Genomic DNA, 25,406 nt, shown 5'->3' with positions numbered 1-25,406 from the left:
TTTTAAATTTTGTTAATATTATTTTCAATTTTATCTAACGCAATCTGAATTTCTTCCTGTGAAACATTCAAATGTGGTCTGAAACGGATAGACTGATCTCCGCACGAGAGAATAATCAATCCGTCATCATACAGAAGCTCTCTCAGATGGTTTCTCTGCTCATGCGTCGGCAAATCGATCGCACACATCAATCCTCTTCCGCGGGGATTTGAAATTTTGTCAGGATATTGCTGAGCGAGTTTTTGCAAACCTTCCAGTAAATATTCTCCAACAGTAATCGCATTCTGAAGTAGGTTTTCTTTTTCAATCACCTCCATCACCAGCTGAAAACGGAGCATATCGATAAAGTTTCCGCCGAATGTAGAATTGATTCTTGAGCTTTCTCTGAAAACATTATCCGGAACTTCATCAAATTTTTCTCTGTTGGCCAAAATTCCGCACACCTGTGTTTTTTTACCAAAAGAAATAATATCCGGAGCAATGCTGAAATGTTCGTATGCCCACATCTTGCCGGTAATTCCTATTCCTGTCTGCACTTCATCAAAAATCAGCAATACTTCATTTTCGTCACAAATTTTTCTTAATTCAACAAAAAACTCGTCTCTGAAATGGTTGTCACCTCCTTCCGCCTGAATAGGCTCGATAATGATACAGGCCACTTTATTCGGATTGGATAAAATAGCTTCTTCAATATTTAAAAGTGCAAGTCTTTCATTATTAATGGTTTCCTCAAGATTTTCTTCAGTAATCGGAAATTTCAGTTTCGGGTTGATGATTCTTGGCCAGTCAAACATCGGGAAATACTGATATTTTCTCGGGTCTGACGTATTGGTAAGGCTTAAAGTATAGCCGCTTCTTCCATGAAATGCTTGTCTGAAATGGATACAGATTCCCGCTTCAGTTGTAAGTCCTTTGGCAAAATTCTTTTTGGTTTTCCAGTCGAAGCAGGCTTTCATCGCATTTTCTACCGCTAACGCTCCTCCTTCAATAAAAAAGGCAAACTGAAGCTCTTTAGGAATTGCCACTCTTTCGAAAGTATCCACAAAATCAGCATATTCTTTAGAATATACATCGGCTAAAGTAGGCTTGTTGATCGCCATTTTTCCGAGCCATTCTGCTCTTTCAAGCAGATAAGGGTGATTGTATCCTATTGATGCAGATCCGAACATTGAAAACATATCCAGAAGGTTTTTCCCTGAAATCTGGTCATGAATCCATGAACCTTGTGAGTTTTCAATATCCATCACAAAATCGAAACCGTCTGCAAGAACGTGTTTTCCGATGGTATCTTTTACTTTATTCGTTTTATTGTCTACGATTTGTTCCATATCATTTTGGTTAAAAGACGGAGATTAAATCAAATTGCAGTATATGATTTCGTTTAACCTCTATCTTAATTTAATACATTTTATTAGAGATCAAACTTAATTCCTTGTGCTAAAGGCAATTGAGCGGTATAATTTATAGTATTGGTTTGTCTTCTCATGTAGTATTTCCATACATCTGAGCCGGATTCTCTTCCGCCCCCGGTTTCTTTTTCGCCTCCAAAAGCACCGCCGATTTCTGCTCCTGAAGTACCGATATTGACGTTTGCAATGCCACAGTCTGAACCTGCCTGAGAAAGGAAAAGCTCTGCTTCTCTCAGGTTTTGTGTCATGATCGCTGAAGATAAACCTTGAGGAACATCATTCTGAATAGCAATCGCTTCTTCAAGCGTGGTATATTTTATTAGATATAAAATTGGGGCAAAAGTCTCATGCTGTACGATTTCGAAAGAATTTTCTACTTCTGCAATACATGGCTTAACATAACAACCGGATTCGTAATTTTCACCAGATAAAACACCGCCTTCCACTACAAACTTCCCGCCTTCTTTTTTGCATTTTTCAATAGCAGCTTGATATTGATTGACTGCATCTACATCGATAAGCGGTCCTACGTGCATGTTTTCATCCAAAGGATTTCCTATTTTTAACTGTCCGTATGCTTTTACCAATCTGTTTTTTACTTCTTCATAAACGCTCTCATGAATAATCAGCCTTCTTGTTGAGGTGCATCTTTGTCCTGCCGTTCCTACGGCTCCGAAAACAGCACCAATAATTGACATATCAAGATCAGCATCTTTTGAAATGATTATGGCATTATTTCCTCCTAATTCAAGAATTGATTTCCCGAATCTTTCTGCCACTTTTGAAGATACCATTCTTCCCACCCTCGTAGAACCGGTAAAAGAAACCATGGCAATACGTTTATCATCTACCAGTTTCTGACCGATCTCATGATCTGCTACCAAAACACTTGAAACCCCTTCAGGAAGATTGTTTTCCTTCAGCACTTCAATCATGATATTTTGACAGGCAATCGCACAAAGCGGCGTTTTTTCTGATGGCTTCCAAATGGTAACATTTCCGCAAATCCAGGCAAGAGCGGTATTCCACGCCCATACTGCAACCGGGAAGTTGAAAGCGGTAATTACGCTCACAATCCCAATCGGATGATATTGCTCGTACATTCTGTGTCCCGGTCTTTCGGAATGCATGGTGTAGCCGTGAAGCTGTCTTGATAATCCTACTGCAAAATCGCAGATATCAATCATTTCCTGCACTTCACCAAGGCCTTCCTGCAAAGATTTTCCCATTTCGTAAGAAACGAGTTTTCCCAGATCATCTTTATATTCTCTTAATTTCTGTCCTAACTGACGCACGATTTCTCCCCGTTTTGGTGCGGGAATCATTCTGAATTCCTTAGATGCTTTCTGGGCAGTTTCAATCACCTGATCGTAATCACTTTCTCCCGAAGTTTTTATTCTGGCAATTAATCTCCCGTCTGAAGGCGAATAACTTTCTATTGTTTTTCCTGATGCAAAAAATTGACCTCCCTTGGAAGTCCCTTTGTTTTCATCCTTAATTCCGAGATTTTTTAAAGACTTTTCAATTCCAAAATCTTTGACTTTTTTAGACATAAATGTTACTTTTCGTTTCGCCTAAAGATAAAAATATTATATGAATCCCGAAATATAAATTTTATCCTCATTTTTATTTGGACTAATTATAAACATGCTTATCTTTGTAGCTAATAATCACAATTTCAGCAATGGAAAACTCTCAGGAAAACAATTCTAAATTTAAAAAATGGTTTAAGCGTGTAGGTTGGGCAGGATTTGCTTTTTTTACGATCAAAGGTTTGATATGGCTGGTTATCTTTTATTTCGGAGCAGATACTCTTAAAGGCTGTTTACAATAATTAAAGCAGAGAACGATCTCTGCTTTAGGGTTATAAATGTATTACTCTTTCTTTTTTCTGCCTGCTTCTATTAAACTCTGATGAAGGATATACTCAATCTGGCCGTTGACACTTCTGAATTCATCATTTGACCATTTTTCGATCAGCTTATAGGTAGATTCATCAATCCTAATGACAAATGATTTTTTACCTTTCGGCGGTTTTTCTGACCTGTTTTCAGCATTATCAATTTTCATCTGGTTGATTTTTTATAATAACAAATATTTTTTAATACTGCTTTAATCTTAAATTAATGATCGCTTTTCTTAATTATACAAAGTTCCTGCGTTTAAAATAGGCTGTGCCGCTTTTTCACCACACAGTACGACCATTAAATTGCTCACCATTGCCGCCTTTCTTTCATCATCCAGCTCAACAATATTTTCTTCAGAAAGCTTTTTCAAGGCTAAATCTACCATTCCGACCGCTCCTTCTACGATTTTGGTTCTTGCTGCAACGATGGCAGTTGCCTGTTGTCTCTGAAGCATCGCTCCTGCAATTTCTGAAGCATACGCCAAATGAGAAATCCGGGCTTCCTGAATGATGATTCCCGCTTTTGAAAGACGATCCGTAAGTTCCTGTTCCAGGATAGAATTAATTTTATCACCTCCCTCTCTTAAAGTAATAGGCGCATGATCGTCTTCTAGATTGTCATATGGGAAACTCATTGCCAAATGACGAACTGCCGCTTCGCTCTGCATTTTTACAAAATCAGAATATCGTTCAACGTCAAAAGCTGCTTTATAGGTGTCTCCCACTTTCCAGACCATTACCACTGCAATCTCAATCGGGTTTCCCATTTTATCATTCACTTTCAATGTCTGTCCCTGTAAATTTTCGGAACGCAGTGACATTTTTTGTGAAGAATACAAAGGATTAATAAAAAACAAACCGTTGTCTTTTACCGTACCTACATATTTTCCAAAGAAATTTAAAACACGTGAATGATTAGGCTGAATAATCATTAAACCTTTCATGAAAAAGAAAAATACCACGAAACATGCTGCTCCAAGAATTGTGGTTCCTATATTTTCTGCTGTAGTTCCTGTAATAAACAGATACGCAGAAGCGATAAATAATAACAGACAAATAAGTAAAGCCAGATATCCTGACATTGGTTTTAGAACTTTTTCCATAACTGTAATTTTTAAAATGATATTAATTTGATATCATAAAGATAAATAAAATTGTAAATGTTGAATTATTTATTTTAATTATTTTCACAAAAAAAGTCCTGAAAATAATTCCAGGACCTTTTATAGGTATGTAAAAGATTTATTTTTTCTTCAGTGCCGAAAATTTAAGATAAGAAACCAAAGCTAATGATAACATGGTTCCCAAGCCAATATATACCCAAGCCGGAACCGGAACCGGATCTCCCGCCGCATAAGAGTGGAGTCCGCTTAAGTAATAATTAACCCCGAAATACGTCATCACCATCGAACAGAATGCAAACATGGTCGCCACGTGAAATGCCCATCTGCTTCTCAATCCCGGAACCAGTCTCATGTGCAACACAAAAGCATATACCATGATTGAGATAAAAGCCCATGTTTCTTTCGGATCCCAGCTCCAGTATCTTCCCCAAGATTCATTGGCCCAGATTCCTCCTAAAAAGTTTCCTACCGTTAAGGCAAAAAGACCGATCGTCAATGACATTTCAGAAACGATGGCCAATTCTTTTAACGTAGAATCATTGTGCAACCTGAACATATTCTTATCTGAAATGATATAAAATACCAGTGAAATTACCGCAATGATCATCGACAAAGCAAAGAATCCGTAACTTGAAGTGATAATGGCAACATGTACAATCAGCCAATACGATTTAAGAACCGGAACCAACGGCGTAATCTGCGGATCTAAAGCAGAACCGCCATGTGCAAATCCCATCATAATCACCGCCACCATAAAACCTGCAGCAGGAATCAGTGCGTTGGAATGATTTTTAGCCCCGAATAATCTTGACGTTAATATTAAAGCTTTTGTATCTAAAGGGTAATTACTGTTACTGTTTTTTCCAAATCCGAAATAGAACATTAAACCGGCCGAAATTCCAATCCATGAGATAAAAATAATTGCTTCATACCCGTTACTCCAAGGAGCGTGGCCGGAAATATACCATCGTGCAACAAGACCTAAGAAATGACAGATATATCCCACAACACCCAGATAAATAATTCCTTTGATAATGGTGTTGAGCAGTTTTTTAGGTTTAAATAATTCTACGAATCCTAAAATCAATAATAAACCTCCGATTAATGTATAGAATATTAAAAGCTTGAAATTAAGATTCACTTCATTCATAAATACTTCAAGGTTCACTTTAGATTTGGAAGGGACTACGCTTTTGCCCCATTTCTGCTGATATTCCGAAAGTTTAATGAGTTCGGTATCTGCTTTACTCCAGTTTCCTGTTTTCTGTGCTTCCAGAGCTTCAGCAAAATAAGGTCCCATCACCTGCTGAGATTCCATATCGGGTTCCATTTTCTGATCCAGCCACGAATGCCATGTGTGATTGGGATCATTTTTTACAGGGACGATTCTCATAAACTGGCCGCTGAAAAATTCATTAAAAATCTGAACTCTTTCATTCACAGAGATGACTTCCTTATCATAATTGGTCTGATCGGCAGGTTTTTTACGAAAAGCGATGTTGTAATCGTGATCCAAGATATAATTCAGGTTTCCATTGGCATCAGCAGGAAAAAGATTCATTAGAGAGGTGTATCCTTCTTCGTTGGCTTTCGTTTTTGCCATCAGTTCATCACCGCCTTTTGATCCTATTTTGATTAACGGAACCATCGTCCAGCTCGGTGTATCTGTATTGATAGATAAAAACCACTGGTTTGCGGTAAGAGATTTTCCGTCTGTCCCTTTAAACTCGTCTTTCTTGTATAATTTTCGTAAAATATCTAAAGCTTCGGTATTGATAGGCACTATCCTTCCTTCAAAATTCTGAACCAGAAGGTACCCGAATTTATCGGCGTGTTCTTTACTGATTTTATTTCTGGCAATAATTTCGTCTGCAGAAATGGTTTTCATTTTCGTTAGAGGCGCCGCAACTGAATTCTGTGTTTTTGCACTTTCGGGAGCCGTTGCATGATTATGGCCATCTCCTTCTACATGGATATCCCTGCTTCCGTCTGTGTTGCCATGCGTTTCAATTTTCTGGGCATTTAATCCTAAACTTAAAAACAGCAATAGAATTCCTACCGCTCTCTTTTTATTGATATCCTTGAGCATTTTATTCAGTTTCCAGAAATGGGTTCCTTTCCAGAAGAAGATAATAAACATTCCTAAAAATAATAAAGTATAGCCTAAATAAGAAATATTGGTTCCCCAGAAATCATGGTTTACCGACAATACCGTTCCCATTCTGTCAGGATCGAAGCTTGCCTGGAAAAAACGGTAGCCTCCATGATTTAAAACATGATTCATATAGATTTTATAAGGAATCTGCTTGCCTTGCTCAACGATTTTCACATGACTCTCATACGCACTCGGAGAAGAGCTTCCCGGGTAGGTTTCCATTACAAAATCATCCAGCTTCAAGGCAAACGGAGTATTGTATACTTTGGGTCCAAAACCTACCATAATGTTAAGTCCGTCCATAGAAACCTGCTTATATGCATTCGGATTTCCTTTTTCCACTGACAAATCAACAACCTGTTTTGTTTTAGGGCCTTCAATTTCTACGGTCATGATATCAGGAACTGCCTGATCTTTCTTCCGGTCTCCTTCAAAAGCTAATAATTTACCTTTTTTAAGACCTTCAGGAACTACTAATTTTAATTCATTAATCGTATAAAGGCTTCTCAAAACCAAAGGCTGGAACTCGTCTTTCTTTGTAGTTCCTGTAGCTTGAGTGGCCATCGTCATGAAATTCGCATCTACAGGAGTTTTAATGAAAATCTGCCCGTTTTCTTCTTTAAATTCCACCGCACCGTCAATGGCTCTGTTAAACGTTACTAAAGTTCCGTTGATTGATTTTGTTTCGCCGGGTTTTATGTAAATATTCTGTCTTCCGGTTTGTCCGGTCGATACCAGATGAAGATATTCGTTTCCTTTGGGATCACTTATTAAACTGTCTTTTTTTCTTTGAATATAATCCAGTGTTTTTATCTTAATCTGTTTTCCGTGGAAGTCGTATGTTGCATTAAAATCTTTATGCAGCGGAGACATCAGATAAGGAACGTCTTTATAATTTAAAACATCACCTTGGTCTTCAATCTGAATTTTAAAGAAATTTTTATCCGTAACAATTTCATTAGAGGTTTCTCCTTCTCTGATATGCATGGTTCCTTCAAAACTCACATATCTCGTGATGGCTCCCCCGATAAATATAAATACAAAAGCGAGGTGAAACATTAAAACGGGCCATTTTTCTCTTCTCCAGAGACGATAACGGCCGATATTTCCTATAAAATTGATAATCAATAAGACCATGATCATTTCAAACCATTTTGCTTCGTAAATTAATGCTTTTGCAGTAGGAGTTCCGTAATCATTTTCAAGAAAAGTTGCATACGCCATCGATATTGCATAGACGAGCAACAAAACTGCCATTGTACGCGTTGAGATAAGGATATTCTGAATCTTATTCATGATTTTTTTACTAGACATGCAAAAGTAAGGATGATAAAACAAAAGGCAGATAAAAAAAGATGTTTTTTGTCATTATAAGGATGCGATGTGCTTATTTTGAATCATTCTTAATAACTTGTACTGTTGCTCAATCTCAAAGAACAACCTCAAAAAATAAGACAAAATAAGGACACGGAACCGGACATTGATTTGATGAAAAAAAATAATGAAAATATCAAAAAAACACTAAATTTGCCGGGATCGACATTATGGAAAAGAAAGTACAAAAAAAACAACCGGAAACGGCTGAAGCAAGCAAAATTCTATCAAAACCGCGCATATTTTTCGGGTTAACATTCATTGTTTTATCCGGAGTACTCGCGCTCTCCTTTATTTCTTATCTTATGAATTGGAAGGCAGATCAAAGCCAATCCGGAACTATGCTGGATAAGGAAGTAAAGTCTTCCAACATTTTTGGGAAACTGGGAGACTGGCTGGGAAATATTTTCATATTTGAAAGCATCGGAGTCGCTTCATTTATTGTAGCATTTCTTTTTATTGTATTCGGAACGATGATTCTGAAGAAAAAAATGTTTAAACCCTGGAAAACGTTCGGGCATTCTCTGTTTTTTATTTGCTGGCTTCCTATACTTTTCGGAGCGGTTACAAAAGGAAAAGGCAATGCAGGTGTTTTGAGCGGAGTTTATGGATATCAGATTATGGATTCTTTAAATTCGATTATCGGAAGTGTCGGTCTTTGGGTGGTTTTACTGGTAAGCATCGGGTTGTATTTTATTCTTGAATTTAATCTTCGTCCCAGTTCGGTAAAGGCTAAATTTGACAAAATCAACGAAAATACCATCGGCAAAGTAAAATCAATGATGCCGAATTCAAATGAAAACTTTGAAGCGGATGAAGAACTGGAAAACGAAGTTCAGGAAATGCCTTCCAACGTTACCATTACAGATCTTTCAGGAAATGACAAAGCTGAAAAACCTTTCACAACAAAGCCAGAAACTCAAAGTATCCCGGTTGTTGAAACAATTATTACACCTAATCAGACTTCTTTTGAAGAGCAGACAAAAGACTTTTCATCTGCTTTAAATATAGAATTAAATACAAAACCTATTATCCCCGCAGTGAAACCGGAAGACGCTTTTGATAACAAACCTTTAACTTCTTCTGCAGATGGAATTAAATTTAATGTGGAAGTCGCTCCGGCTGTAGAAGTTTTGGACGATTCTGAAAAGCAGTCGAATGATCTGGTTGAAAAACACGGTTTATATGATCACCGTTTAGATCTGGCGAAATTCCAGATGCCTACTTTAGATCTATTGAAAGATTACGGAAATGAAGAAATCTCAGTCAATAAAGAGGAATTAGAAGAAAATAAAAATAAAATTGTCGGTCTTCTCAAGAATTTTAATGTCGGAATTGCTGAAATTAAGGCCACAATAGGACCTACAGTGACGCTATACGAAATTGTTCCGGAAGCCGGAATCAGGGTTTCAGCAATTAAAAAACTGCAGGATGATATTGCACTAAATCTGTCTGCATTAGGAATCAGAATTATTGCACCAATGCCCGGAAAAGGAACCATCGGAATTGAAGTTCCGAGAAAAAATCCTACCATGGTTTCGATGCGTTCGGTAATCGCTTCCCAGAAATTCCAGAATACGGATATGGATCTGCCGGTTGTTTTCGGGAAAACGATCTCGAATGAAGTATTTATGGCAGATTTATCAAAAATGCCTCACTTACTCATGGCAGGATCTACAGGACAAGGAAAATCAGTCGGAATCAATGCGATTCTGACTTCCCTACTCTACAAAAAACATCCGAGCGAATTGAAATTCGTAATGGTAGATCCCAAAAAAGTGGAACTTTCATTATATTCAAAAATCGAAAGGCATTATCTGGCAAAACTTCCTGATGCAGAAGAAGCCATTATTACGGATACCAACAAAGTAATTAACACGTTGAACTCGCTTTGCGTGGAGATGGACCAGCGATATGACCTGCTTAAAAACGCATTCTGTAAAAACCTTAAAGAATACAATAAAAAATTCAGCGAAAGAAAATTAAATCCTGAAAATGGTCACCGATATTTACCGTACATCGTTTTGGTTGTAGATGAATTTGCTGATTTGATCATGACTGCCGGTAAAGAAGTTGAGCTTCCGATTGCGAGACTGGCGCAATTAGCAAGAGCCGTGGGAATTCACTTAATTGTCGCAACGCAAAGACCTTCTGTAAACGTAATTACAGGGATGATTAAAGCCAATTTCCCGGCAAGAGCGGCTTTCAGGGTAATTTCCAGTGTAGATTCCAGAACAATTTTAGATTCTCCGGGCGCAGATCAGCTGATCGGAAAAGGAGATATGCTTTACTTTAACGGAAATGAAATTTTAAGGCTTCAGTGTGCATTTATTGACACTCCTGAAGTGGAAAGACTTGCTGAGTTTATCGGCGAGCAAAAAGGATACGCTTCTGCCTTTATGCTTCCTGAATACATCAATGAAGAAGCAACCAGTACAGTCGGAGCATTTGATCCTAATGAGAAAGACGCTTTGTTTGAAGATGCGGCAAGAATTATCGTTTCTACACAGCAAGGCTCAACTTCCATGCTGCAGCGACAGTTAAAATTAGGATACAACAGAGCCGGAAGAATTATGGATCAGCTTGAAGCCAGCGGAATTGTAGGCGGCTTCAACGGTGCCAAAGCAAGAGAGGTCCTGATCAGTGATTTACATTCTTTGGAACAGTTTTTGGAAGATTTGAGAAGTTAAGATAACGTTGTAGTTACTTAACTTTTAACATCGAAAAGTGTCTAATTGATATATTAATTTAGAAAAAAATGAAGAAACTGATTTCAAAAATACTTTTAGGAAGTTTTGTAGTAGGAAGTATAACCTTTGCACAGGCTCAGAAAATTGATGCCAAAGCTAAAAAAATACTTGATGAAGTAACGGCCAATTACAAATCCAAGAAAAACACTTATTTTAAATTTTCTTTCGGTAGCGGCGTTAAAGGAACGGTAAGCAAGACAGAACCCGGAATCTATTACGCAGCAGGAGATAAATATAAGCTAAAAATCATGGAAACCCAACAGGTATTTGACGGAAGCAAAATCTACAATATCAATACGGAAGATATGGAAGTAACTGTTGCTAAACCTAACGCAAACAGCACTATGTTTTCCCCAATCAATTATTTGACTTCTTACAGAAATGACTATAATGTAGCATACAGCGGTAAAAAAACGGTAGATGGAGTGAGTGCAGATTTTATCACATTAACGCCTGTAAAGTCGAATGGATTAAAAAATATCTATATTTTCGTAGATTCTGCAAAAAAGCAGATGCTGAAACTGGAACAGCACGGAACCAATAAGGATATTGCTGTTATTTCAATTAAAGAATACAAAGAAAATCAGCAGCTGGATCCCAATATGTTTGTATTTGATAAGAACAAATTCAAGAATTATGTCATCACAGAATTATAATTCTTAATAAATAATAAATTTTGAAGTCACAAAGGAAACTTTGTGGCTTTTTGATTAATTTTGGCAAATGTTTAAAATATTAGACCGCTATATTATTAAGACCTTTTTTGGTCCGTTTTTATTTATATTCAGCGTATTGTTTTTCATTTTTATTGTAAACATCATCTGGATTCAGCTGGGTCAGTTTATGGGTAAAGGTCTGAGCTATGTTCAGATCATGAAGCTCCTCTTTTATTTAGGAGTAAGTGTGGTAAGTATGGTTTTGCCTTTAACGATATTATTGGCAAGTATTATGTCGTTCGGCGAATTTGGAGAACGGTACGAACTTGCTGCCATGAAAGCTGCCGGAATTTCCTTGACCAGAGTTATGATGCCGCTTTTAGGTGTTACTACAGTTTTAGCCATACTCCTCTATTTTTTCTCCAATAATATCATTCCAGATTTTCAGAAAAAAGCAAAAAATATGCTTTTTAACATCGCCCAGACAAAACCTGCGCTTAATTTTACTCCGGGCCAGTTTATTGATCAGATTCCCGGGTATATGGTAAAATTTGATAAAATTGAAGGGGAAGAAGGACGTAATCTCGAAGGAATTTTCATTCATAAAAAAGCAAGCACATTTGAGAATCAGCAGTCTATTGTCGCACAAAAAGGCAAATTCGTAACCCCTGCCAACAAAAATTACCTTCAGCTGGTTTTGTATAACGGATATGTTTTTGAAGACAGTTATGCCGGAAAATCTGATAATGTCCGTACCAAACAGCCCGATCAGGCGATTAAATTTGATACTTTAATTTCGCATTTTGATATCAGTGAAATCATCAATAAAGCCATTGAGCAGGAACGCATTACAGACGATTACCGCTTTCAGACTTTCACTGAACTTAATGCAACGATTAATAAGACCAAAAAAGAAAACAATAAAATGTTTGCCAATATAACGAATGATGTGATCTCACAAACGAGCTCAGTCATTTCTTATATGGATAAAAACAAAATAAAAGCGCCGGTAAAATCCCAGTTTAAAATAGACACTTTAAAAAGTAATAAAAGACTGGAAATGATTTACAATGCCTACAACCGTTTAGAAAACATAAAGACCAGTCTTGAAACAAAGAAAACCGAACTTGATCCCAATGTAAAGTATTTCAGTAAAGTGGTTATTTATCAGCAGAGAATAGTATCGTATTCTTTTACCTGCATCATTTTCTTTATGATCGGTGCGAGTTTGGGATCCATTATCAGAAAAGGAGGAATGGGCGTTCCGGTGATTATCGCAATTGTAATTTTTATTATTTTTTATGTAATTAATGTAGGGTTTGAAAACGTAGCCTGGTCTGGAAAAATGAATCCTTATCTCGCGGCTTGGCTTCCGAATATCATTCTTTTCCCGTTTGGGGTATTAATGACATATAAAGCATTAACCGACTCTCAGTTATTCGACTCTGAAAAATATAAAGCATTCCTGAAACCTATTACACAAAGGTTTACTAAAAGTAAAGAACATCAAAGATATCAATAAAAAGATCCGGAAAAATTCCGGATCTTTTGTGTTTGGAATAGAAGATTAAATTCTATAATGATTTTTCACTATATTTATTTCTATTAAAAGAACTCTATGAAAAATTTAATATTCATCATGTTACTTCTCGCAGGTGTTTTTTGCCAGGCACAAAAACAAGATATTAAAACATATATCAAAACAGAAAGCATCGGCGGAAAACTAGATTTTTCGAAAGCGGTTGACAAGGAATATTCTACTTCGCTCATCCGTTTCGGGGATACGATGTACAGTAAAAAAGATTTTACGATATTGCTTTGGGGAGCAAAAGTAAACGCTTTGGGAATTAATTCTTTAGACGAAACCTTCAGACTATGGGAAGAAATCAATCAACGCGCTTTAACTGAACCGGAGAAAAAAGCTTTAAAAACAGGTTTCGAGGCAAAATTTTAATAGTCAATTGGGTTTTCATGAAAATAAATATTGCAATCATCAGCTTATTTTTTGTGTTTTCGTGCAAAAAAGAAAACAGCAGAACTGAACATTCGTATTCTAAAGATTCTTTAATTTCTGTAAGAACTAAAGGTAATGTCATTACAGATACAATCGGCTCTGAAGAAGATGTTAAGGAAGAATATATCCTGTTGCGTACTTTAATGGAAGCCAAAAAACTCGATTCTTCAAGCTTTGATTATGAATGTGAAGAAAGAATAGGAACAGTTGTTTTTTATTCTGAAAGAGGCAATCTGAAAGTAATACAGCATTCTTATGGAGAAAACAGCCATTTTTCAGCGGTCGAAAACTATTTTATCCGTAATAATAAACCTTTTTTTATTTTTAATCAGGAAACGGTCTGGAATTTTGATGGCGGCACTCCGGAAAAGCCTGAAACAAAAGATAACATCAAAGAATATCGATATTACTACATTAATGGCAGACTAGAATTTTGCTGTAATAAAGAATATTCTATCCGTTCGAGTTCTGAGTCAAATCCAAAACCCGAAGATATTCCTGCTGTTGAAAGCAAAAACTGTTCAGACACAGAATTGCAGAAAACCTTTCAATTACTGATGAAAAATAAAACGAAAAAGGGACAAATTAAATGTTTATAATAAAAAAAGAGGTTTCGTGTGAAACCCCTTTTATATATTTAATATCTGAAATTATACTTTCATAATTTCAGCTTCTTTTACTTTAAGAAGATCATCACAAAGCTTTACATGCTTATCCGTAAGCTCCTGAATATCGGCTTCAACACCTTTGATCGCATCTTCAGAAACCCCTTCAAGCCTTTTTAATTCTTTGATTCCGTCCTGTCTTGCGTTTCTTACGACAATTTTAGTCTGTTCGGTTTCAGATTTTGCCTGTTTTGCAAGATCCCTTCTTCTTTCTTCTGTTAACGGCGGTACGTTCAGAATAATATTTTCACCGTTATTAGAAGGCGCAAAACCTAGATTTGAATTGATAATTGCTTTTTCGATGGCTCCGATTGCCGTTCTGTCCCAAGGCTGGATAGAAATCGTCATCGCATCCAAAACAGAAACATTCGCTACCTGATTGATCGGCGTCGTAGCTCCGTAATATTCTACCATTACATCCTGAACCATTGATGTAGAAGCCCGTCCTGCTCTGATTTTCTGAAACGCGTGCTCTAAATGTTTGATTGCAGCCTGCATATCCTGTTGTACGGATTCTACAATAAGATCTAATTCTTCCATTATGTATTTAAAATTTGATAGGTTACACATTTGTTAAAAAACAATAAGCAATTGATAATAGCAATTGTATTGGCTTTTTATATTTGTTTTTAAATATTGACTAAAGTACCCACACTTTCTCCCTGTACGATTTTCACCAAATTACCGTCTTTATTCATATCAAAAACGATGATCGGCAATTTATTTTCATGGCTTAATGTGAAAGCGGTCATATCCATCACTTTAAGATTTTTCTCAAAAACTTCGTCAAAAGAAAGGGAATTGTATTTTACTGCATTTGCATTCTTTTCAGGATCGCTGTCGTAGATTCCGTCAACCCGTGTTCCTTTTAGAATAACTTCAGCATCAATTTCGATGGCTCTTAACGTTGCCGCAGTATCCGTAGTAAAATAAGGGTTTCCTGTACCGGCTCCGAAAATGACCACTCTACCCTTTTCAAGATGTCTTACTGCTCTTCTTTTAATAAAAGGTTCGGCCACTTTATCCATCTCAATGGCAGACTGTAACCTCGTTCTGATTCCCGCATCTTCCAAAGCTCCCTGAAGCGCCATTCCGTTGATTACGGTAGCAAGCATTCCCATATAATCACCCTGCACTCTGTCCATTCCTTTTGCAGCTCCTGCCACACCGCGGAAAATATTTCCTCCTCCGATTACAATAGCCATTTCACAGCCCAGATCAACGACTTTTTTTATTTCCTGAGCATATTCTATCAGTCTTTCGGTATCGATACCGTATTGCCTGTTCCCCATCAATGCTTCACCACTCAGTTTAAGAAGGATTCTTTTATATTTCATCTTTAAATTTATAACAGTTTTTGAAAATTATTTTCCTTAAAAAATAACTTTGCAAATATAATCATTAAAAATATTGAAAAAAGAAAAATATTTAATTGTAAATAATGCGGGAAATATTTTGATAAGTACGAAAAAGGATTATTTTTGCATTAATTAAATACTGATTTGAAGAAAGTTCTAATTTTTTCATTATTTCTATCGGGAATTGTTTCGTTTGCACAAACCGGAACAAATGTTTACCCATTTCTGAATATCCCGGTTTCCGCAAGACAGGCTGCTTTAGGAGGAGATGCGATTACCATACGAGATTATGACGTGTCATTTGCAATTGCCAATCCTGCTTTGCTGAACAAGGATTCCGACAAGCAGCTGTCTGTAAACGCCACTGCTTATTTGGCAGACTCCAAGTATGGAACCATTGCTTTTGCCAAAGATCTGGATAACGGACATATGGTGACTGTGAATGCACGATATATGAACTATGGAAATATTCCGAGAACAGATGAAAGTGGTTTTGAAATGGGAGAATTTTCTGCTTCAGACGTTGCCGTCGGAGGCGGTTATGCTTTTCAGTTTGAAGAAGACTGGACCATTGGTGGAGGAATCAACTTTATCACATCAAAAATTGACACCTATACTTCTTCCGCGTTATCGGGAAATGCCGGAATCACGTATCATAATAAGAAAAATAAAGAAGTCGCTTCTCTCGTTTTCAGAAATTTTGGCTATCAGTTCAAATCATTTAACGGCGTAAGAGAAAACCTTCCTTTCAGAATAGACCTGGGTTATACTAAAATTTTAAACTCTTTTCCTCTTGCTGTTACGATTACTGCGCATGATTTGCAGAAACTCGATATTTCTTCAGAATATAACCTGGATGGTCAGGAAGTGAATATTGGAAGAAAAATTGCAGACCATTTTTCTATCGGTGCAGAACTTTTCCCGGAAAAAAGCTTTAATATAAGATTAGGCTATAATGCAAAAAGAGGAAGTGAGCTGGCTGTAACCGATCAAAGAAATTTCTCAGGGATTTCTGCAGGTTTTGGCCTGAAAATTTCCAAATTCCGTATAGATTATGCTCATGTAAGGTATCATAACTCTTCAAATGTAAATCAAATAGGTATTTCTGTAGATCTCAGCAGTCACAGAGGTGAGTGATATTTGTAAATCAACTGAAACGAATGATTTTGATTTTTGGTTTTCAGAAAATTTAAAGAAATTTGCGTTATGAAAAAACCAGTGATTGCTATAGACGGATATTCTTCTACCGGAAAAAGTTCCATATCAAAAATTATCGCACAAAAATTAGGAATCGTTCATTTGGATACCGGCGCTCTATATCGCGGCATCACATGGTTTGCCTTACAAAACTGTTTAGACGATCATGATAATATCGATTTGCAACTGCTTTTTTCATCATTTTCTATGATCGAACTTGAATTTAAAAATGTTGAAAGCGAATTGGTTCTTTATCTTAATCATATCAACATCTCGAAAGAAATACGCACCAACGAAGTTTCGGAAAATGTAAGTCTTATAGCCAAACAAAAGGAAGTGAGAGATTTTCTTTTGGAATCACAGCGAAATCTGGCTGAAAAAGGCGGAATCATTATGGATGGAAGAGATATAGGAACAGTCGTTTTGCCTAATGCAGATTTTAAATTTTTTCTTACAGCAAGTATTGATGAAAGATCAAAAAGAAGGTATCATGAACTTATAAGCCTTGGAATTGAAGCAGATTTACAGCAAGTAAAAGATAATCTTATTGCAAGAGACCGTATTGACAGCGAAAGAGAAATTGCTCCGCTTCGTAAAGCTGATGATGCTACGGTGATTAATAACACTGATCTTACAAAGAAAGAAACGATAGAAATGATTCTATCTTATGTTAAAAACTTTTAACATTTTTTAAGTTTTGATGTCTTCGTTTGGTATATTAATTGTAATATCTATCTTATAAATCTAGTAATACTAACTATTAAAAAAAACGAAAATGTCTAGAAAAGAAAACAATACAGCGGGTATTTTGGCAGGTCTTTTAGCAGGTGCTGCAGCAGGGGTTATTTTAGGAATGCTTTATGCTCCTGAAGAAGGAAAAGAAACAAGAAAAAAAATTAAGACAAAAGCCAACGATCTGAAAGAAGAGGCGAAAAACAAATATGGTGAAGTGTCTGAAAAAGTAAAAGATCAGTACGGAAACATATCTTCAACTTTCAAAGAAACTGCGAGCTCTGTAGTACATACCGTAAAAGATGGTTATGATAAATACAAAGATCAGATTGTATCAAAAACCAATGACATTGTAAAAGATGTAGAATCAGGCTTGAACGATCTAAAAGGATCAGACCTGAATGACTTAAAATAATATTTTATTTTATTATATATAGAAGGAACTTTGACCATTAAAGTTCCTTTTTTTGTAACTTTAAAAAAAAACGATGATAGAAACTATAAAAGAATACGCATCCAAAAGGATAGACCTGCTTAAGATCGAAGCAACAGAGAAAGCTTCTATTTCAGCTGGTGTTGTTACTTATCTTATCGTATCGCTTGTTGCTTTTGCTTTTTTTATTATTTTATTTAATTTTGGAGTAGCATTCTATATCGGCAAGGCTTTAGGAGAGACTTCATATGGTTTCCTGATCGTTGCCGGATTTTATTTGCTCATTATGATTATCATTATGGTTTTCAAAAAACGTATTATAAATATGATTGCAGATAAAGTAATAGAATTTTTAAATCACTAAGCCATGGGTAGAAAATACGACAGTCTTGCAGAGCTGAAAAGAAAGAAAAATCTTTTAAAAAGCGAAATTAAAGAATTGGAATCTCTTCTGACCTTTAAAAATACAAAAGAAAGCCTTAGTGCATTTACCAATGGCCTTTCTGATCAATATCTTCAGGAAAAAGTAGATGAAGACGGCGAAGAAACTACCGTTCTTAGAAAAGATGTGATTGCAAAACAGCTTACTTCTGAAGTTAAAGATATGTTTATCAGTAAAAATGCTGCAATGGGATTAGCCAGTTCAGCTTTATCAGGCGGCGCTTTAGACAATATGATAAAACTGGCTGTTACTGCTTTAATTGCCAATTATGCCAAAAAAAATCTGACCAGCTCAAGCTGGAAAAAGAAATTAATAGGTGCAGCATTAATCTATCTTGCCCCTTATGCATTAAAGTTTGTGCGTAAAAAACTTGAAAATTATCAAAAAACAAAAAGCGTTTCCAGTATGGAACAATTGATATAAATTGCCTAAAATCAGCAGCTGAAGTTGACATTATCGCTTATTCAGTTGCTGATTTTATATTTTATTTTGAAAACAGCTGCCCTAAAATAATTCCCGCTGCCATTGAAACATTCAGGCTCTCTGTAGATTGTGATTTTCCAAATCTGGGGATACTTATTTTTTGATGAAGTAAATTTTCGGTTTCCGGGCGAATTCCGTTTCCTTCATTTCCTAAGATGAGATTCATCTTTCCTGGTTTTTTAAAACTATAAATATTTTCTCCTTCCATATCCGTTCCCACATTGGTGTTTTCGGTTTCAGAGAGATATCGGCACAAATCGGTGTATATGATATTTACTCTTAAAAAAGAGCCCATACTTGCCTGAATTACTTTCGGATTATAAGCATCTACGGTATCTTCGCTGCAAATGATCTGCTCAATTCCGAACCAGTCTGCCAATCGGATCATCGTTCCCAAATTACCCGGATCCTGGATTCCGTCTAAAACCAATTGCAGGTTTTTATCTTGTAAATTTTTCGCTTCCGGGAGATGACATACTGCTAAAGAATCTTTCGGATGTTGTAAAAAACTGATTCTTTTTAATTCATTTTCAGAGATCAGAGTTACTGGAACATCCGGAAAATGTATTTTTTCAGGATCTGTAGAAAATATTTCTTTAATTTTATAGTTAGAATTGGGAAGTTCACGGAGTATTTTATTCCCTTCAACCAAAAACAAATTGTATTTTTGCCTGAACTTCTTTTTATCTAAAGACTGTAAAATTTTTATTGTATGAGCTGTAAGCATTTTAAGAATTCTCCTCAAAAATATTATAAAATTCTATCATTTGCAACATGTGTCGGTTTCCTTTATGCGTGCAGTACCACAAAAAAAGTTCCTGACGGAGAATATCTTCTTACCAAAAACAATTTTAAGTTTGAAGATAAAAAACAATTTTTTGATGAAGAGCTGAAAACATATGCCCAACAGAAGCCCAATAAAAAGCAGCTTCTTTTCATGCCTTTAAGTCTCTGGTTTTATAATGCTGCAGATCCTAAATATGACACTGTTCTTAATGAATATATGACCTACCCGAGTGAAATGAGAAATCAGAAGCTCAGAGATTCGCTTTTTATTAAATATGATATGAAAAGCAGCGTCGGAAAAAGCCTTTTTATGGACAGGTTGTTTCACAGTTGGGGAACTCCGCCGGTAATCCTGGATCAGACACGAACTGAAAAAGGAGCATTGTCCATTAAAAAAAGACTGACGTACCGTGGTTTCTGGGACGGAGAGGTAAAATTTAATCATGACCTTGATTCCACTGCCAAAAAAGCGGCTGTGACCTATTTTATTACTCACAATACGCCCACTTTTATAAAAGATTACTACTATAATATTCCGGATCCGGGGATAAAAGGATTATATCAACAAAAAATCCACGAAACATTTGTTCGTTCCAAGCAAATACTTGATCAGACTGCTTTGGAAAAAGAAGTTGCAAGAATTAACGAATTAATGCGTGAAAACGGGTATTACCGGTTCAACAATGCCAATGATGAAGTATATTTTGTTGCAGATTCATTGAAAGACCGGAAACAGGTTCCCGTAACGCTGGAGATTCATAAAGATTCTGTAGACAGCCCTTACAAAGTGGCCACCATCGGAAATATTGATGTTGCCATTGTTGACCAGGCATCAGATTTTCCTAAAAAAACCAAAACAGACAGTCTCAGGAGAATACGTTTTCACAAAGTCCATGAAAAACAGTATAAATCAAATGCGCTTTGGAGAGCTATTATTGAAGACAATAAATCAGTGTATGATCAGAAAAAATTAGACCTTACCAAAAGAAATATTCTGGCGATGAACAATTTCAGCATTCTCAAAGCCAAAGATTCTTTACGGCAAGGCGGAGGAATTGCACCAAACGACAGTATTGTAGATGTTTTATATATCCTGAAGCCACTTCCGAAGTATGAAGTAAAAGTAGGTACTGATATTAATTATTCTCAGTTGCTGAACTTAGGAGTATCTCCCTCGATTGATCTTACGACCAGAAATATTTTTCACGGTGCAGAAAACTTATCGACCAGTTTATCTGGAACTTTCGGGTCTATCAGAAACCCTAAAAATTTAGATAAAAGAATTCTGGCGTATGAAATATCTGCACAGGCTTCATTAAGCTTTCCGCGACTGCTGTTGCCATTTAATTATTATAAGCTCATTCCAAAAAGGTACACTCCTACTTCATCGATTGTTTTGGGAGCTTCTATACAGAATAATATCGGTTTGGGAAGAGTCAATTTCAATACGGGTCTTAATTATTTTGCAAATGTGAATGACCAGGTTTCGCACAGACTTACCCTTTTTAATACCCAGCTCAGTTTAACAAAAAACAAGGAAAGTTATTACGATTATTTTATCAACGACGGGATCATCAGAGATCAGGTATTCTCAGATTATTTTGATTTTAATCCTGCAGTGCAGCAATTAAACCTTACCGGACAGCTTTCAAATGATCAGGTTTCCGCCATTATCATCAATGATCAGAATTACAGAAACACGCTAACTCCCGAAGAATTAAACAATCTGAACAGTTTTACGCAATCATTGATCAATAAAGACCGGCAGACTCAGGATGTTATCATCTCTTCCATGATCTATAATTTTGTATATAACGAAATTGGTAAAAAAGACTACGAAAATCCTTTCTACTTTAACGGAAAAATAGAAGTTGCAGGGAATATATTAAGTGCATTTAACCAAAAAAGAGATGAAAATATAGGCGTTCTTACCAATCCGCAGCGAACAATTTTTGGGATTCCGTATGCGCAGTTTGTCAAGTTTGATTTTGATGTCAGAAAATATTTTAAATTTAACGGAAACCAGACTTTAGCGCTCCGTCAGTTTATAGGATTGGGGATTCCGTACGGAAATTCTTCCACTATGCCTTTTGCAAGATCTTATTTTAACGGAGGTTCCAATGATATCCGTGCATGGATCGCTTTCGGAGGTTTAGGACCTGCAGATTCTCAGATCGACGAACGGGTGAGAACGTATGTAATGGGAAATGTAAAACTTACGACCAATATTGAGTACAGACTTCCCTTCAGTGAAATGTATGAAGGAGCGATTTTTACTGATATCGGAAATATCTGGAGCCTGAAAGACAATGGGTTTAATGATCAGTTTAAATTCAGCCAGTTTCTGCGACAGGTCGGTATCGGTAGCGGTTTTGGATTAAGAGTGAATGTCGCTTACATCACGTTAAGATTAGACTTTGCCTATAAAATTTATGATCCCAATAAACCGGAAGGAGACCGATGGAGATTTAATCACATCAAACCGCTTAAACCTACGTTGAACATTGCTTTCGGGTATCCTTTTTAATCAGGAGAAATTCCCAGCATAAAGTAAAGTACGGCAACAACTCTCGCCAGTATTTCTCTGGATTGGTTTCTGTAGTAGCTTTCTGGTTTTGAAACATCCTGCGCATCAAAACCCAGTGCATTCATTGTATTATTTCGGGCAAAAAATAAAGCACGCAAGTTATGGAAACCCTGTGAAACGATAATCACATTCTTTTTCTTATAAACATCCTTGCAGCGCAGAATACTTGTATAGGTATTAAATCCTTTCGGATCTTCTATGATAATATCTTCCGGGACACCTTCCTGATAAACCAGATAATTTTTCATGGCAGCGGGCTCATTGTAGCCTTTGCTCTTTTCGCCGCTCACAATTATTTTTTTGATTTTGCCATGATGATACAGCAACGCGGTTGCGTCCATTCTTTTGGTAAAATAAGGGTTGGAAACCCCGGACTGCATTCTGGGTGAAGTTCCTAAAACAAGAGCAACCTCGCGCGGTGGTATTTTTGAAATTTTTGTGTACGTTCTTCCATTCGTAAGGCTGAAAACCCAAATATTAGAAAGGCATATCAGTAGAACGCCAATTTCTATTGACGCAAAAAAAAGCCTGCCTATATTTCTTATTATTTTCAATTAAAAATCAAAGTTAAGTTTTATTTTTTTACTTTTAGCGATTGACATGCATGCTAAAATTCTACCCTGTGCTTCCTCCTTTTCAGTAAGATATTCATTTTCCAGCAATTCTACCTCTCCTTCCTCCAAAACGCATTCGCAGCTCCCGCAAATACCAGATTTACATGAATACGGAACGGAAAAATTCTGGATTAATAACTGCTGGAGAATCTTTTCTCTGTTATCTGGAAGTTGGGTATTATACTGTTTTCCCAGCATTTTAAAATCAACATGAACATTTTCCAATAACGGAAATTCTTTTTCTACCGGATAAATATCATCATTGAATTCTTCAAAAAGTTCAAAATGGATATTCTTTTTTCTGATGCCATGGTGATAACATGCGTTTGCCAAATCCCTGATCATTTCTCCTTTTCCGCAGATCAAAACCTCGTCTACGGCGTCCCAAATGGTTGATTCTTCATCGGTATCATCCAGATGAAGGATCTGATTGATAATTAAATTTAATTTTTTAGCATCCAGTCTCCCGTAAAAAAGCTGGTGATTAATCTTTTCCTGTGAATAAAAATAAAAAATCTGAAGCCTGTTGCTGTATTTTTTAGCAAGTTGATCAAGTACATCTCTGTATACGAGTTCCTGAGAATCCCTGTTTCCGAAAAATAAAAACAGTCTCGTTCTCGGCTCATGATATAAAATATTTTTGAAATGACTGATAATGGGTGTAATTCCTATTCCCGCAGCAAAACCCACAATTGTGCGGAATTCACTGGGCTTTGAAGCCAAGGTAAATCTTCCGGCCGGCTCGCTTACCGATAAAACATCTCCTTCCTGATAGTTTTTATACAGTTGTGAGGTGGCTCCATCCGGAGTTTTAATCTTAATCCCCAAAACTATTTTTTCTTCATATGGCGCAGAAGTCATCGAATAATCATTGATTATTTCGTTACCGAACGCTTCAAATTTTAAACTCACATACTGCCCTGCTTCAAATTTAAAATGACCTTTAAGATGTTCCGGAATTTCAAACTCCAGAGAAAAAGTATTTTTGGTCAGGTCTTGCTTTTTAGTTATTTTTAACCGGTGAAACTGTGTTAGTTTTCCTTTATAGATTTGTTGTTCCATACTTCAAGTCAAAAATAGATAAAAAATAATTATGACAAAGATAATTTTATCAGCCCTTTTCGTTTCTATACTTTTCAGCTGCAAGAAAGAAAATCAACAAACCGATCAGAAAAACAGTTCTTCAGATTCAGTACAAATTTCTGATAAAAAACCATCACAAACTGATAAAATCAGCTTAAAAGAGATTACTCAGTCTGCCCTTACGGAAAATCTGGCAAAAAATAATGACACGTTGTATGTTACCAATTTTTTTGCAACCTGGTGTGGACCGTGCATGATGGAAATTCCTCATTTTAAAAATGAAATGGAAGAATTAAAAGGGAAACCGGTAAAATTTACATTCGTCAATATTTTCAATAAGCCGGAATGGAACGACGAAGTTCCAAAATTTGCAAGCCAGAGCGGTTTAGGAAACCATATTGTTTTACTGGATGATGCTAAACTTGATGCTTCATTTTTTACCCAGTTTAAAATCTGGAAAGGAAACGGAATTCCTTTCACCTACTTTAGAAAAGGTAATAAAACAGAAGAATCTGAAGGTTCTGTAAGCGCAGAAATGTTGAAGGAAAAAATAAATGGTTTTCTTAAGTAAAAGATTGGAAACTATAAACCTTATAATGATGTTGCCGGATCAATTTGAGTTCCCGAAAAAGTAATCGAATAGATGTCAAATAAATTTAAAACCCTGTGCTTTGTTCTGTTAGTCGCTATTATTTCTGCAGTAATGATCAATCTGAATACAGGGTTTTTAGATTTGAATATACAGGATTTTTTAAGTAAATCTATTAATAATCAGATTGCGGAAATTCGCATTAATCGGGTTCTGGTAATGCTTTTAGCAGGGATTTCTATTCCCACTTCAGGATTTCTGATGCAGGAATATTTTCAGAATCCTCTTGCGGGACCCGATATTTTAGGGATTACATCGGTCGCAAGCCTTTCTGTTGCTTTTTATATTTTCTTTTCACAGCATCTTATTCTTCCGGAATTTCTTCAGAACAGTTTTCTCAGTTTATCGTCTGTTGCGGGAAGTGTAATGCTGATGTTGGTTTTACTTTCGGTTTCCAATAAATTTCAGGATCAATCTTATCTCATTATTTTCGGGTTTTTGATTTCTGCTTTGGCAGGAGCCATAGTTTCTCTTCTTCAGTTTTATGCAGAGAATCAAAGCCTGAAAAACTATATCTTATGGTCTTTTGGCGCCAATAATATGGTTTCGGGAAACCAGATCGGAATATTGTCGGTATTGGTATTGTTTGGATTAGTTATGAGTTTTAAAAGCATTAAACCGCTGATAGGAAATTCCCTCGGAACTTCTTATGCCCAAAGTTTAGGGGTGAATCTGCAGCGCCTGAAGCTTCTCATTATAGTAGCATCTTCCATATTATCTGCATCAATAACTGCTTTTTTGGGTCCTATTTTGTTCATTGGAATTATTGTACCGCATTTTTGCAGGCTTATTTACAATCCTGCAAAACTATGGCAGCAATGGATTTTAAATATGTTTTTGGGAATGCTGATAATGATTTCATTTTCTATTATTGCAGAAAAAACTCAGATTCCGTTGAATGTAATCAGCTCTGTTTTTGGAATCCCTGTAATTTTGGTGATGCTTTTAAAGCAGAATAAAGTTTAATAATAGAATTTTAAATAGTAACG

General features: G+C 36.3%; 24 protein-coding genes. 14 read left to right on the top strand and 10 right to left on the bottom strand.

Features of this window, described 5'->3' with window-relative positions:
* Nucleotides 1–2 precede the first annotated feature (2 nt).
* The gene (gene lat / locus N0B16_RS04330; RefSeq protein ID WP_262989501.1) at nucleotides 3–1,328 is read right to left on the bottom strand and encodes an L-lysine 6-transaminase; all 1,326 of its coding nucleotides are present in this window, start codon (nucleotides 1,326–1,328) and stop codon (nucleotides 3–5) included.
* A gap of 83 nt (nucleotides 1,329–1,411) precedes the next feature.
* The gene (gene amaB / locus N0B16_RS04325; RefSeq protein ID WP_262989500.1) at nucleotides 1,412–2,962 is read right to left on the bottom strand and encodes an L-piperidine-6-carboxylate dehydrogenase; all 1,551 of its coding nucleotides are present in this window, start codon (nucleotides 2,960–2,962) and stop codon (nucleotides 1,412–1,414) included.
* Nucleotides 2,963–3,093: 131 nt separating this feature from the next.
* Here amaB and N0B16_RS04320 point away from each other — a divergent pair, with 131 nt between their 5' ends.
* On the top strand, nucleotides 3,094–3,243 hold the full coding sequence (locus N0B16_RS04320) for a hypothetical protein (RefSeq protein ID WP_262989499.1): 150 nt from the start codon (nucleotides 3,094–3,096) through the stop codon (nucleotides 3,241–3,243).
* A gap of 41 nt (nucleotides 3,244–3,284) precedes the next feature.
* On the opposite strand, the gene N0B16_RS04315 is transcribed toward N0B16_RS04320, so the two are convergent.
* From N0B16_RS04315 to N0B16_RS04305, 3 genes are all read right to left on the bottom strand, one after another.
* A complete protein-coding gene (locus N0B16_RS04315) occupies nucleotides 3,285–3,479 on the bottom strand; it encodes a type II toxin-antitoxin system antitoxin (protein WP_262989498.1) in 195 nt (64 codons plus the stop codon).
* Nucleotides 3,480–3,548: 69 nt separating this feature from the next.
* Nucleotides 3,549–4,418, bottom strand: a complete 870-nt coding sequence (locus N0B16_RS04310) for an SPFH domain-containing protein (protein ID WP_262989497.1) — start codon at nucleotides 4,416–4,418, stop codon at nucleotides 3,549–3,551.
* A 139-nt stretch (nucleotides 4,419–4,557) separates the two neighbouring features.
* Entirely contained in the window at nucleotides 4,558–7,890 is a 3,333-nt protein-coding gene (locus tag N0B16_RS04305; protein WP_262989496.1) for a cytochrome c biogenesis protein CcsA, read from the bottom strand.
* Nucleotides 7,891–8,138: 248 nt separating this feature from the next.
* Between N0B16_RS04305 and N0B16_RS04300 the strand changes: the two genes are divergently transcribed.
* From N0B16_RS04300 to N0B16_RS04280, 5 genes are all read left to right on the top strand, one after another.
* Nucleotides 8,139–10,658, top strand: a complete 2,520-nt coding sequence (locus N0B16_RS04300) for an FtsK/SpoIIIE family DNA translocase (RefSeq protein WP_262989495.1) — start codon at nucleotides 8,139–8,141, stop codon at nucleotides 10,656–10,658.
* Between the two features lie 68 nt (nucleotides 10,659–10,726).
* A complete protein-coding gene (lolA1, locus tag N0B16_RS04295) occupies nucleotides 10,727–11,374 on the top strand; it encodes an outer membrane lipoprotein periplasmic chaperone LolA1 (protein ID WP_262989494.1) in 648 nt (215 codons plus the stop codon).
* 67 nt (nucleotides 11,375–11,441) lie between these two features.
* Entirely contained in the window at nucleotides 11,442–12,896 is a 1,455-nt protein-coding gene (locus N0B16_RS04290; protein ID WP_262989493.1) for an LptF/LptG family permease, read from the top strand.
* 96 nt (nucleotides 12,897–12,992) lie between these two features.
* Nucleotides 12,993–13,328, top strand: coding sequence for a hypothetical protein (locus N0B16_RS04285; protein WP_262989492.1), 336 nt, complete (start codon nucleotides 12,993–12,995; stop codon nucleotides 13,326–13,328).
* Nucleotides 13,329–13,345: 17 nt separating this feature from the next.
* Nucleotides 13,346–13,987 carry a hypothetical protein gene (locus tag N0B16_RS04280; RefSeq protein ID WP_262989491.1) on the top strand — a complete coding sequence of 214 codons (642 nt, stop codon included), beginning with the start codon at nucleotides 13,346–13,348 and terminating at the stop codon, nucleotides 13,985–13,987.
* 51 nt (nucleotides 13,988–14,038) lie between these two features.
* Here the strand turns inward: N0B16_RS04280 and frr are convergent, their stop codons facing one another.
* Nucleotides 14,039–14,593 carry a ribosome recycling factor gene (gene frr / locus N0B16_RS04275; protein ID WP_262989490.1) on the bottom strand — a complete coding sequence of 185 codons (555 nt, stop codon included), beginning with the start codon at nucleotides 14,591–14,593 and terminating at the stop codon, nucleotides 14,039–14,041.
* 89 nt (nucleotides 14,594–14,682) lie between these two features.
* Entirely contained in the window at nucleotides 14,683–15,390 is a 708-nt protein-coding gene (gene pyrH / locus N0B16_RS04270) for a UMP kinase (protein ID WP_262989489.1), read from the bottom strand.
* Between the two features lie 165 nt (nucleotides 15,391–15,555).
* Here pyrH and porQ point away from each other — a divergent pair, with 165 nt between their 5' ends.
* From porQ to N0B16_RS04245, 5 genes are all read left to right on the top strand, one after another.
* Nucleotides 15,556–16,548 carry a type IX secretion system protein PorQ gene (gene porQ, locus N0B16_RS04265; protein ID WP_262989488.1) on the top strand — a complete coding sequence of 331 codons (993 nt, stop codon included), beginning with the start codon at nucleotides 15,556–15,558 and terminating at the stop codon, nucleotides 16,546–16,548.
* 69 nt (nucleotides 16,549–16,617) lie between these two features.
* The gene (gene cmk, locus N0B16_RS04260; protein WP_262989487.1) at nucleotides 16,618–17,292 is read left to right on the top strand and encodes a (d)CMP kinase; all 675 of its coding nucleotides are present in this window, start codon (nucleotides 16,618–16,620) and stop codon (nucleotides 17,290–17,292) included.
* Nucleotides 17,293–17,383: 91 nt separating this feature from the next.
* A complete protein-coding gene (locus N0B16_RS04255) occupies nucleotides 17,384–17,755 on the top strand; it encodes a YtxH domain-containing protein (protein WP_262989486.1) in 372 nt (123 codons plus the stop codon).
* Nucleotides 17,756–17,828: 73 nt separating this feature from the next.
* Nucleotides 17,829–18,137: a phage holin family protein gene (locus N0B16_RS04250; RefSeq protein WP_262989485.1), complete on the top strand. Its 309-nt coding sequence runs from the start codon at nucleotides 17,829–17,831 to the stop codon at nucleotides 18,135–18,137.
* Nucleotides 18,138–18,140: 3 nt separating this feature from the next.
* Nucleotides 18,141–18,638: a phosphoribosyl-ATP pyrophosphatase gene (locus N0B16_RS04245; RefSeq protein WP_262989484.1), complete on the top strand. Its 498-nt coding sequence runs from the start codon at nucleotides 18,141–18,143 to the stop codon at nucleotides 18,636–18,638.
* A gap of 61 nt (nucleotides 18,639–18,699) precedes the next feature.
* On the opposite strand, the gene N0B16_RS04240 is transcribed toward N0B16_RS04245, so the two are convergent.
* Nucleotides 18,700–19,425 carry a TrmH family RNA methyltransferase gene (locus tag N0B16_RS04240; RefSeq protein ID WP_262989483.1) on the bottom strand — a complete coding sequence of 242 codons (726 nt, stop codon included), beginning with the start codon at nucleotides 19,423–19,425 and terminating at the stop codon, nucleotides 18,700–18,702.
* On the opposite strand from N0B16_RS04240, the gene tamL reads away from it, so the two are divergent.
* Complete coding sequence (gene tamL / locus N0B16_RS04235; protein ID WP_262989482.1) at nucleotides 19,411–22,011, top strand: translocation and assembly module lipoprotein TamL; 2,601 nt, start codon at nucleotides 19,411–19,413, stop codon at nucleotides 22,009–22,011. The genes N0B16_RS04240 and tamL overlap by 15 nt on opposite strands.
* Here the strand turns inward: tamL and N0B16_RS04230 are convergent.
* Nucleotides 22,008–22,616, bottom strand: a complete 609-nt coding sequence (locus N0B16_RS04230; protein ID WP_438265266.1) for a SanA/YdcF family protein — start codon at nucleotides 22,614–22,616, stop codon at nucleotides 22,008–22,010. The genes tamL and N0B16_RS04230 overlap by 4 nt on opposite strands.
* A gap of 9 nt (nucleotides 22,617–22,625) precedes the next feature.
* Nucleotides 22,626–23,747, bottom strand: a complete 1,122-nt coding sequence (locus N0B16_RS04225) for a ferredoxin--NADP reductase (protein ID WP_262989480.1) — start codon at nucleotides 23,745–23,747, stop codon at nucleotides 22,626–22,628.
* 31 nt (nucleotides 23,748–23,778) lie between these two features.
* Between N0B16_RS04225 and N0B16_RS04220 the strand changes: the two genes are divergently transcribed.
* A complete protein-coding gene (locus tag N0B16_RS04220) occupies nucleotides 23,779–24,339 on the top strand; it encodes a TlpA family protein disulfide reductase (protein WP_262989479.1) in 561 nt (186 codons plus the stop codon).
* 72 nt (nucleotides 24,340–24,411) lie between these two features.
* Nucleotides 24,412–25,383, top strand: a complete 972-nt coding sequence (locus N0B16_RS04215) for a FecCD family ABC transporter permease (protein ID WP_262989478.1) — start codon at nucleotides 24,412–24,414, stop codon at nucleotides 25,381–25,383.
* Nucleotides 25,384–25,406: the final 23 nt, after the last annotated feature.

The sequence above is a fragment of the Chryseobacterium gilvum genome (assembly GCF_025628965.1).
Taxonomy (GTDB): Bacteria; Bacteroidota; Bacteroidia; order Flavobacteriales; family Weeksellaceae; genus Chryseobacterium; species Chryseobacterium gilvum.
Note: the sequence above shows the minus strand (reverse complement) of the source record. Positions and strands in the feature narration are given on the sequence as shown.